We start from the raw sequence: 10671 nt of genomic DNA on the forward strand, positions 1-10671 counted from the left end.
GAAATTTAAGTTTAAATGAATTCAATTTTTGATTTAATTAAGTTAAAGTTTAAATCAATTACCTGATTTTTCGCTAAATATATGACTGTTGAGTCTAATACTTTTATTAAAAAATAGAATAATGTTTTTTTATATTGATTGAATTTAATTTTCTGCTCTTTTAAGCTGAGAACCAATAAAAGGCATTCTTGGTGCAAAGAAATGACTCGTTAAACTCGCAAATAAAATAGGAATGAAATCTAAGACCAACCAATATATTCCCGCTATAATGCCGCTTATTACTCCCAATAATGCCCATAGCAGAAATATTCTTTGAAAAACAAATGGTTTAATACTCAGAAAATCTTTAAATTTCGCTTTCAAATTATTTCATTTAAATAAAAAACTTTGCAAATGTATTGACTTACTATTGAAATAAATTCCAATAGGTCAGAGAATTTGCTTTTGATCATCAAGCGTCTTTTTACTATGCAAAATTTCAGTTATCATCAAATTAAAAAACTGTATGAGTTTACGAAAAAGCATTATGTCGTTCACGTTGAAGTGCAACGCTTTATTGTAGAACAGTTAGCAGAAAAAATAAACACAATTAAAAATGAAAAACCTGAACTTAATTTTGATGAAGCATTAGACTTAGCTTTTAAATCTTATGGTATTTTTGGGTTTTCTGAAATTGAAGAAAAATTAGTCAATCGATTACACAAAACTTATACATGGTTTTTTGTTCGTTATTACATAAAACAGTTTTTAAATCCTAAAAACCTTCTTTTAATCCTGAGTTATATTTTACTAGCAGTTGTTTTTTATTATGCTGGATTGAAAGACTTTTTCACAATCTCAACAATTGTTCTATTATATGCTTGCTTGATTTATCAGTTGATCGTTATGAAAAAGAGGAATAAAATAAAAAGGAAATCACAAAAAGCTAGTTTGATCGAAGAGGCTCTGCAAAACACTTTTCAGATCATGTTGCCAATTCTATTTATTCCTCAGTTTTATTTGCATTTCTATGCCACATTTCAACCTTATAGTTATATTTTAATTCATTTATTTGTCATAGTCTTTATTTCATATCTTTATATTGTCAATTTTAATATTAATAGGAAAAAAATAAAACAAACCTTAACTTTATTAACCAAACAAAAACTTCAATTCAAATGAGTATTTTAAGAATCATTTTTGCAATTATATTACCACCATTAGGTGTTTTTTTTACAGTGGGTATTGGTAAATCTTTCTGGATCAATATTTTGCTTACACTTTTAGGTTTTGTGCCTGGCATCGTTCATGCTATCTGGGTGATTGCAAAAAACGATAAATAATGCTGTGGCTTATTGGTCTTAATTTTTTTATCACATTAGCTGCAATCATGCCTTTTGTGAAAATTTCGCATTGGACAGTGCGTTTCTTTGATTTTCCTAGAGTTCAATTTTTAGTACTAGGCTTTAGTTTAATCATTATCAACATATTTTTGTTTGATGATTCTTTAGTTTACATCATCAGCTTTATCACAATGATTTTGGCGACATCATATCAATTGAAAAAAGTGATGCGCTACACGCGGTTAAGAAAAGTTGAAGTGAAAAAGCTGAAAGGAGAAACAGATTTACCGACTATCAAAATTATGGTCAGTAATGTCTTAACCCCAAATCGTTCTTTTAAAAAATTATTAAATCACGTTAATTCAGAAAAACCAGATGTATTGCTTTGTGTGGAAACTGACCAATGGTGGGAAGATCAATTGCGTGTTCTAGAAGAAGATTATCCAATTCAAATTAAGATTCCTCAAGACAATTTATACGGAATGCATTTGTATTCAAAATTGGAACTTAAATCTACAGAAATAAGATTTTTAGTTGAAGAAAACATTCCATCAATCAGAACTAAAATTGTTTTAGAAGATGATAATGAGGTTTTGTTTTATGCTTTACACCCGAAACCACCAAGCCCAACTGAGAATGATACATCAACCAATCGTGATGCAGAATTGTTAGTCGTTGCTAAAGAAATTAGCCAAGTTGATGAACCTGTCATTGTTTGTGGAGATTTGAATGATGTCGCGTGGTCAAAATCAACTGAACTTTTTAAGAAAATTAGTGAACTTCTGGATTCCAGAATTGGTCGAGGGCGTTTCAGCACTTTTCATGCGCAATATCCTTTTTTGCGTTGGCCTCTTGATCACTTTTTTCACTCATCACACTTTATGCTGAAAGACATGAAGGTTTTGTCTAGTATTGATTCTGATCATTTTCCAATTGTTACACAACTTTATTTTTCATCTCAAGCTAAAAATGTTCAAAAAGAACCTCAGGCTAATCAAGAAGATGAAAAGGAAGCCGACGAAAAAATAGAAGAAGCTTTTGAAGAATAATCAAATGTTTTTAGACTTAAAATAAATCAGCTTTAAGTGACAAATTTTAGAGATAAACTTATATTTGTGCTATGGAACATTTTGTAGTATCAGCACGAAAATATAGGCCTCAAAATTTTGAAGATGTCGTTGGTCAGAAAGCGATTAGCAACACTTTATTAAGTGCAATAAAAAATAATCATTTAGCACAAGCGCTTCTTTTTACAGGGCCTCGCGGTGTTGGGAAAACATCATGTGCCAGAATTTTAGCGAAAACGATTAACGAAAGAGAAGACGACTCTCCTTCTGAAGATAAAGATTATAGTTTTAACATTTTTGAACTTGATGCCGCTTCAAACAACTCTGTTGAAGATATTCGAAATTTAACAGATCAAGTCAGGATTCCTCCACAAACAGGAAAGTATAAAGTTTATATCATTGATGAGGTTCACATGTTATCTCAATCAGCTTTTAATGCTTTTTTGAAAACCTTAGAAGAACCACCAAAGCATGCTATTTTTATTTTAGCGACAACTGAGAAGCATAAAATAATTCCAACAATATTATCAAGATGTCAAATTTTTGATTTTAAAAGAATCACTGTTACTGACATTAAAGAACACCTTAAAGAAATCGCAATAAAAGAAGGTGTCAATGCTGAGGATGATGCGCTTCATATCATAGCTCAAAAAGCTGATGGAGCGATGCGAGATGCACTTTCTACTTATGATAGAGTTGTTAGTTATTGCGGCACAGAATTGACAAGACAAGCTGTTGCTGAAAACTTAAATGTGCTTGATTATGAAACTTTCTTTAAAGTCACAGATTTAATTCTGGAAAACCGAATAGCAGATCTTCTCATGACTTTTAATCATGTGCTTTCTAAAGGATTTGATGGTCAGCATTTTATATCAGGATTAGCTTCTCATTTTAGAGATTTGATGGTTTGTCAAAATCAAAATACAATCAAACTTTTGGAAGTAGGAGAGTTGATTAAATCAAAATATTTTGAACAATCAGAAAAAGTCTCTCATAGTTTTTTGTTAGAAGCTTTAGAGCTCGCAAATAATTGTGATTTTGATTATAAATTAAGCCGAAATCAACGTTTGCATGTTGAAATCTGTTTAATGCAATTGGCTTCAATTACAGCTCAGAACGGAGAGAATCTTCAAAAAAAAAAGCCTGATACCAAAATCATAACGCCTCAAGAAGCTGAGAGAAATAATACAAAAGAAGAACCTAAGGATTATCCCAAAACCAAAGAAGAGCAAAAACCTGATTTAAAATCGTCAACATTAGTTTCCGAAAATAAACCAGAAGCCATTCAGCATAAATCTGAAAATAAAACATCAGAAAAAACAGAGGTTGAAAAAGAACAGAAGAGTCAAGTTAAAGATGAGGTTTTAACTGATAGTGAAATCAAACAACCAGAAAATAAAGAGCAAACTAAACCCAATCCTCCAGCTCGAAAACCGGCTAAGCCTTCAGGCTTATCGCTCAAAGGTTTGCGTCACAAAAAAGAACTAAAAGCAGAGCAGGAAAGATTAAAAAGTGAAGTAGAACATAAGGATAATGACTTCAGTCAAGAGGAACTTGAAAACGCTTGGACGGCTTACAGAGATCAATTGGAAGCAAATGGTTTAAAAATTTTAGCTTCAACAATTGGTATGTGTTCTCCTAAAATTGATGGTCAACAAATAAAAATTGAAGTCGCTAACGACACAATGCGTGTTGAGATTATGCAATCTCAAGGTGAGTTAATGACCTTCTTGAAAGAGAAACTTCAAAACACCTATATCGAGCTTCATATTGATATCAATCATACTGAAGTTGAAAAAACAAAGTACGTTTACACGGATAAAGAAAAGTACAACAAACTCAAGGAAATCAATCCAGCGATTGATAACTTACGTCAAAAATTAGATTTAGATTTTTCATAATTATGCTAGGACTTAAATTACCAACCGATCCAAGATGGGCGAATATTGCCGAAAAGAATATTTCTGAAATATTAATTGATCATGCTTATTGTGAACAAAAAGCAGCATCTACAGCAATTTCCCTCATTGTTAGTTTTCCTGAATATGAGGAGTTAGTCACTTCAATGACAGAACTTGTAGAGGAAGAAATGAGTCATTTTAAAATGGTTCATAATCTTTTAAAAGAGCGCAATATTCAGTTAGGACGTGATCGAAAAGATGAATATGTCAATCAGTTGCTTAAGTTTTTTCCAAAAGGAGGAAGCCGAACAGATCAATTAGTGCATAGATTACTTTATGCAGGTTTAATTGAAGCGAGAAGTTGTGAGCGTTTTAGGTTATTGTCTGAAGAATTAGAAGATCCTAAATTGCGTAAATTCTATCGCGCTTTGATGATCAGTGAAGCTAACCACTACACAATGTTTCTAAATTTTGCTCGTCAGTATGGCGAATTAGAAACTGTTAATCGTAAATGGAATGAGTTGCTAGATTTTGAAGCCGAAATTGTCAAGAATTTTGAAGAAGGTAAAAGTGTTCATGGCTAATTAAAACACTAAAAAATGCAGGTCTATAAGCCGGATTCTGTCATTAAGTTAAACTTAATGCCTTATCATTTATCTAGATTTGACATTACTGCCAAACTCAAGCTACCAACCCTCCAAGATCGACCGCACAAGCCTCAAGCCTTGGTTTACTTGGTATTTCACCGCCTAGAGTTTACCTGGTTTCACTACAGCCGAACTGTACTTGCTTTCTGTTGCACTTGTCCGATTTATAATCGCTTATAAATTGACGGGAATTACCCGCTAAGCTGTGCTTTGGTGTCCGGACTTTCCTCACTGTAAAAGTGCGATAAGGCGACCTGCGTTGCAAAGATAATTCGATTCTTCAATTTGAACTGTTTAGTTTAAATTATTTAAAAAATATAAGTTGATTTAGTAAATTTAACAGCATTTAATATCTCTTTAAATTCTTAACTAAAATTTATCATTTAAGTGAATACTTCTTCATTCTTTAGCTTGATTGATAGGCTTTTAAGTCTTATATTTGAAGCAAACCAATTATGATTATGAAAAAAAGAATTTTTGACAAATTGTCAACAGAGCAAAAGATAGAAGCCATACACGATTTTGGCCGTTTTATTGGAGATTTTTCTGAAAACAACATCAGGTATAGCTTGTTTTTAATGTCATCTTATTATTTAGAATTAAGACGAAATCCTGATAAAGACATCTCCGAAATTAATACCTACAACACCATTGATGAACTTCATCAAGCACTTGGTGAATTAGTTTCAGCTGCCTAAATTATTCTTCATTTTAACTATTTATTTTTTAGGTTACCTAAGTCAGTTATCTTTGTGAAAACTTCTATGAATGGATTTACTGATTGAGTATTTAGACAAAATTATTTTTATAGCCGTGGTTTTAATCGTGGCTATAATTTTATTGGCTTTAAACAAAAAAACCCTTAAATGGCTTGTTGAACGCTATGCTCCTGATGATGAAAAAGCCTTACTTTTAGTCAGAAGGATTAATTCAGTAATCATCATTGCTGTAGCGCTTCTTGCAATCAGTACAATTTTTTTAAGCAAAGAGAACTACACTATGTTAGTTGAGAAATTCAAATTTGCAACTTATATAGGCTTGGTGATTGTTTTTACAATTCTAGTTGCTCTTTTTGCAGATTTTATTGTAAAGTATAATATCAGTAAAAGATTATCTCAAAATAGAGATACAACCAATCTTAAATTCATTAGGTATTTTGTTACTGTTTTCATTTATTTTTTAGGAGCGATTTCAGTTTTATATGCCTTCCCATCATTAAGAGTTGTCGCAAAAACAGCTTTGGGTGGAGCAGGAGTTTTAACCATCATTGTAGGTTTTGCATCACAAGAGGCTTTATCTAATGTTGTAGGAGGTTTGTTTATCATTGCTTTCAAACCATTCAAAATTGGAGATATTATAGAGTTGTCAGATACCAATATGGGAACAGTCTCAGATATCACCCTAAGACACACAGTGATTCGCAATTTTGATAATCAAATGATTGTTATCCCTAACTCTGTGATTAATAAAGAAAGGTTGATTAATTATAATCTTAATGATAAAAAAGCCTGTAAGCGACTTGAAATTTCTATAGCATATGATAGTGATATTGATTTGGCTAGAAAAATTATGAGAGAAGCCTGCGAAAATCATCCTTTATCGATTGACATTCGTTCTCAATTTGAAATTGATAGAGATGTGCCGCGCGCTAAAACGGCTGTCGTTAGTTTAGATAAAAATGCAATTACAATTCGAGTTTGGGCTTGGGCTAAAAATTTTGATGATGTGTACGATCTAGGTTGTGGGCTTAACGAACAAATTAAAAAAGATTTTGATAAAGCAGGAATTGAAATGGCCATTCCATACCGAACTCTTTTATCGACAAAAGATGCGTCCATTAATTTAAATCAAAATTTAAAAACATCTGATGAAAATGATTCTTCTGAAGATGAATAAAAATATTAATCACACTGATGATTAATTTAGTTCAATAAATCAAATATCAACTTTAAATTTAATAATGTTCAAAACTGATATTAATATACGTGAAGCCAAGTTGTCTGATCTCGATTTGCTTAGAAAATTTGAACAAGAGGTTATTATGTACGAACGACCATTTGCGCCAAATCTTAAAAATGATCCAATCCAATACTACGATTTAGAAAAACTTATTCATGATAAGGATTCATACTTATTAGTTGCAACACTAAACGATGATATAATCGGTACAGGATATTCTGTTATTGAAACATCAGAGCCTTTTAAAAAGCCAGGTAAATATGCCTACTTAGGTTTTATGTTTGTAAAACCACAACATCGAGGAAAAGGAGTTAATGGAAAAATCATTGATGCATTAATTGATATCAACAAAGCAAATGGCATTACTGAAGTACAATTAGATGTTTATGCCGAGAATCAAAGTGCTTTAAAAGCTTACAAGAAAAAGGGTTTTACAGAGGATTTATTAAAAATGAGATTAAATACAGAGCAATAAAATATAATTGTGACGAATTTTGATTTTATATTTAAATAAAAAAATAATTTTAGATGATGAAGGACATAGCAATGATTTTTTGTTTCACGATATTCAGTACTCTTAATGTTTGTGGACAAAAATCTATTAACACTAATAATAAAATGGAAATGGAGTTGATAAAGGCCGCCAAAAATAATGAAATTGAAAAATTACAAAATCTATTAAAAAAGGGAGTTGATCTTGAAGCCACTGATACTAATAAAAGAACAGCTTTAATGGTAGCTACTTATGAAAATAACCTAGAAGCATCCAAATTACTTATAAAATTTGGTGCAAGTGTAAACGCACAAGACGATAGACTTGAAACTCCGCTTTTACATGCTGGAGCATTAGGTTATATTAAAATACTTAAGGCTATTCTTAAAACAGGCAGAGCTGATCACATGGTTTTAAACCGATATGGAGGTACTGCACTTATTCCTGCATGTGAGAGAGGTCACACAGAAGTTGTAAAAGAGTTGTTGAAAATTGAAGATTATCCTATTGATCATATTAATAATTTGACTTGGACTGCTTTAATGGAAGCTATTGTTCTAGGCGATGGAGGTGAGATTCATACGCATATAGTTCAATTGTTGGTAGAAGCAGATTGCGATGTTAACATCCCTGACAAAAACGGAATTACTCCGCTTCAACATGCAAAAAAAAGTGATTATAAAAGTATTGTAACTATTTTAGAAAAAGCCGGAGCTTATTAATCAAATAACAATAAACTCATAGTGTTCAACAATTCTGAAATGCCATTTTATTAAAAAATTGACTTTGAAGATAGTAGTCAGAACAGGAGAGACAAGCTTTTTTAATTTATCAGTTGCCAAATATGTATATGTTGTGAAAAATGGGGATAAATATGAAATATCTATATCTGTAATCCAAGGATTGGAAAACGATACTGAAGCACTTCAACCATTTGTGGATTTAAGAACAGATATGGATAATTACTTCCCAAATAACAAAATTGAATTCAAATTGGTAGTGGATAATCTTGAAAACGTAGTTAAGCCGTGTATAATTAATGGCTGGTTCTCGCCTACTTACGAAAATCCTCGCGGATTTTCTATCTGTGATTTATTTGCTAAATTAGTTGCTTAAACACGCAAGCAACGAAATCATATATATATATTAAACCGTTAGGTACACTTAGTAATTCATTAGTTAATTCAATAACTCATCCAACAATTTCCTGGTTTTATCAAAAGATGGTCGTGGTGCTTCGGTTTTTACAATTTTACCTTCAGGATCAATCAAAATAAAACGAGGAATAGAATTTACTGCATAGGCATTCATAAATTCACTATCAAAGGACTTGTCTGAAAAGAGTTGGATTCCTCCAAGTTCTTTATCAACTATCATTTGCTTCCATGTGTCCTTAAACTTTTCTTTATCAACTGAGATGCTCACGAAAACAATATTCTTACTATGATAACGCTCTTCTAATTCCTTTAGATATGGAGACTGTTTAATGCATGGTGCACACCAAGTAGCCCATACATCAATATAAACATATTTTCCTTTAAACTCACTTAAGTTAACTATACTACCATCAACTGCTTCATAACTAAATTCTGGTGAAAAATCTCCTTCTTTTAGACTTTTTGATGACATTACTTCTTGATATCTTTTTTCAGCTGCATCTATAAAAGGTTTATGTTTTGTTACTCTTTTAATTAAGTCAAGGTAATCTTTTGATCGTTCATTATTTGATGAAATTTTAGAATAAAACCCATTTACTAGACTTATAGCTAAATCTTGTGAAGATACTTTTCGTAAAACTTTTAACATACCATCTACATCATTTGCAGCCTCAATACGCTTGCTCCAAACAGAGTTAACTAAATAGCGAAAATATGGCTGTTTCTTGTAATCCTCATTATTATCCAATTTTAAGTTCTCTATTGGTTTATAAAACTCCTCACTTGGTGAAACTTCTTCTCCTAAGTAGAATTTGTAATTAGACTCATAATTTTGAATACTTAATAGTCGCTCGTATTCCAATGACTTTTTCTCTTCATTTACAAAGAATTTTTCAATATCATGCTTTGATAATTCTGATAAATGAGTGCTTTTAACTTTCTCAATGTTTCTAAGGTAAGTACCTTCATCCACCTTATAAAAAGCTTCTAAATCTTTTGTAAGTTCAGAATCCATTTCTGATTTCTTAGCTAGATAATTATTCCGAATTGAACCATGGCCTTCAAAAACAAGTGTGCTTTGAAAATGCTTTGCATCAAAAACAATACTAAGCTCGTCTTTCGGGTAGAGGTAGATGTAAGCAGTGTTACGTCCATATTTGAGAAAGTAATAACCAGCCTCTGTCTTAACTGACATGTTGAATTTACCATCAGCTTCTAATTTAGCAGATATTAATTCTTGATTATTAAGATGAGAAATCGAAATAGTAGTGGCCGAATGATTCTTGACTTGCCCAGAGACCATTATTTTTCCAGAATTAGCAAATAAAATTATACTTGTAAAAAAAGTAATAAATGTGCAGATAAACTTATTCATATAAAAGATTTAAAAAAAATAAAGATACATATTTTCATAATTTAAACTGTGCCTATCAATGTGCATAATTCATTGGTTAGTTCTTGCCTACTCGGAAAATCCTAAGGATTTCAATCTGGTTCGTTTCTTTTTGCTAATTTAGTTCTCGAAAACTCAACGAAATCAACATATTGACAAGAATGTCGTAAAAATGTCGCAAATAAACCGTTATCAAATTGATAGATTCATAAGTAGTTTTGTAGGAACAATAAACCAAAATTAATTATGAACGAAATTGGAAGAAAAATTAAAGAAATTAGAAAGAAAAAAGGACTTTCTCAAGAGGAGTTGGCTGAATCTGCAAAAGTGAATTTAAGAACAATTCAACGTATTGAAAACAATGAAAGTGAACCTCGTGGAAAAACCTTAAATTTAATTTGTGAGGTTCTTGATATTAATGCAGAAGATATTTTAGATTATGGAAAACAGCCTGATAAAAGCTATCTAACAATTTTTCATCTTTCTGTAATAGTTTTTTTAGCTATTCCTGTTGGAAATATAATTGTTCCTCTGATTTTATGGATGAATAAGAAAGATAAAATTGTAGGACTAAAAGAAATTGGAGCAAATCTTTTGAATTATCAAATCTTATGGGCGATTATAACATCTTTATGTATTCTAAGTTCAAGTAATAAGTGCAAAATTAATATTTAAAACTCTTGGGGCTAGCCCCAAGAGTTTTAGGACGAATTGTTATATTAATCTTGCATG

The 10671-nt window shown here is 31.3% G+C and carries 13 protein-coding genes and 1 other RNA gene; 11 read left to right on the plus strand and 3 right to left on the minus strand.

From position 1 onward, the window contains the following. Positions 1–144: 144 nt before the first annotated feature. Complete coding sequence (locus BLV84_RS09690; protein WP_093244475.1) at positions 145–363, minus strand: hypothetical protein; 219 nt, start codon at positions 361–363, stop codon at positions 145–147. A 105-nt stretch (positions 364–468) separates the two neighbouring features. Here BLV84_RS09690 and BLV84_RS09695 point away from each other — a divergent pair, with 105 nt between their 5' ends. From BLV84_RS09695 to miaE, 5 genes are all read left to right on the plus strand, one after another. Continuing rightward, positions 469–1161: a hypothetical protein gene (locus BLV84_RS09695; protein WP_093244476.1), complete on the plus strand. Its 693-nt coding sequence runs from the start codon at positions 469–471 to the stop codon at positions 1159–1161. Beyond that, positions 1158–1322 (plus strand): YqaE/Pmp3 family membrane protein, encoded by a 165-nt coding sequence (locus tag BLV84_RS09700; RefSeq protein ID WP_093244477.1) that lies wholly within the window; start codon positions 1158–1160, stop codon positions 1320–1322. Before BLV84_RS09695 ends, BLV84_RS09700 begins: the two co-directional genes overlap by 4 nt. Then, on the plus strand, positions 1322–2371 hold the full coding sequence (locus BLV84_RS09705; RefSeq protein ID WP_093244478.1) for an endonuclease/exonuclease/phosphatase family protein: 1050 nt from the start codon (positions 1322–1324) through the stop codon (positions 2369–2371). Before BLV84_RS09700 ends, BLV84_RS09705 begins: the two co-directional genes overlap by 1 nt. 71 nt (positions 2372–2442) lie before the next feature. Continuing rightward, on the plus strand, positions 2443–4290 hold the full coding sequence (locus BLV84_RS09710) for a DNA polymerase III subunit gamma/tau (RefSeq protein ID WP_093244479.1): 1848 nt from the start codon (positions 2443–2445) through the stop codon (positions 4288–4290). Between the two features lie 2 nt (positions 4291–4292). Continuing rightward, positions 4293–4874, plus strand: a complete 582-nt coding sequence (miaE, locus tag BLV84_RS09715) for a MiaE family protein (RefSeq protein WP_093244480.1) — start codon at positions 4293–4295, stop codon at positions 4872–4874. A 10-nt stretch (positions 4875–4884) separates the two neighbouring features. On the opposite strand, the gene rnpB is transcribed toward miaE, so the two are convergent. Continuing rightward, positions 4885–5198, minus strand: an RNA gene (gene rnpB / locus BLV84_RS09720) — RNase P RNA component class A. Between the two features lie 200 nt (positions 5199–5398). On the opposite strand from rnpB, the gene BLV84_RS09725 reads away from it, so the two are divergent. The 5 genes from BLV84_RS09725 (at position 5399) to BLV84_RS09745 (ending at position 8505) form a co-directional block, all read left to right on the plus strand. Continuing rightward, a complete protein-coding gene (locus tag BLV84_RS09725; protein WP_093244481.1) occupies positions 5399–5635 on the plus strand; it encodes a hypothetical protein in 237 nt (78 codons plus the stop codon). 70 nt (positions 5636–5705) lie between these two features. After that, entirely contained in the window at positions 5706–6833 is a 1128-nt protein-coding gene (locus BLV84_RS09730) for a mechanosensitive ion channel family protein (protein WP_093244482.1), read from the plus strand. Between the two features lie 64 nt (positions 6834–6897). Further along, complete coding sequence (locus BLV84_RS09735; RefSeq protein WP_093244483.1) at positions 6898–7371, plus strand: GNAT family N-acetyltransferase; 474 nt, start codon at positions 6898–6900, stop codon at positions 7369–7371. A 53-nt stretch (positions 7372–7424) separates the two neighbouring features. Further along, positions 7425–8111 carry an ankyrin repeat domain-containing protein gene (locus BLV84_RS09740; RefSeq protein WP_200796272.1) on the plus strand — a complete coding sequence of 229 codons (687 nt, stop codon included), beginning with the start codon at positions 7425–7427 and terminating at the stop codon, positions 8109–8111. A gap of 64 nt (positions 8112–8175) precedes the next feature. Further along, positions 8176–8505: a hypothetical protein gene (locus tag BLV84_RS09745; RefSeq protein ID WP_093244485.1), complete on the plus strand. Its 330-nt coding sequence runs from the start codon at positions 8176–8178 to the stop codon at positions 8503–8505. Between the two features lie 63 nt (positions 8506–8568). On the opposite strand, the gene BLV84_RS09750 is transcribed toward BLV84_RS09745, so the two are convergent. After that, entirely contained in the window at positions 8569–9849 is a 1281-nt protein-coding gene (locus BLV84_RS09750) for a TlpA family protein disulfide reductase (protein ID WP_234953129.1), read from the minus strand. Positions 9850–10185: 336 nt separating this feature from the next. Between BLV84_RS09750 and BLV84_RS09755 the strand changes: the two genes are divergently transcribed. Continuing rightward, positions 10186–10614, plus strand: coding sequence for a helix-turn-helix domain-containing protein (locus BLV84_RS09755; RefSeq protein ID WP_093244487.1), 429 nt, complete (start codon positions 10186–10188; stop codon positions 10612–10614). The last annotated feature ends 57 nt before the right edge of the window (positions 10615–10671 follow it).

This window comes from Psychroflexus halocasei (assembly GCF_900107595.1).
GTDB classification, from domain to species: Bacteria; Bacteroidota; Bacteroidia; order Flavobacteriales; family Flavobacteriaceae; genus Psychroflexus; species Psychroflexus halocasei.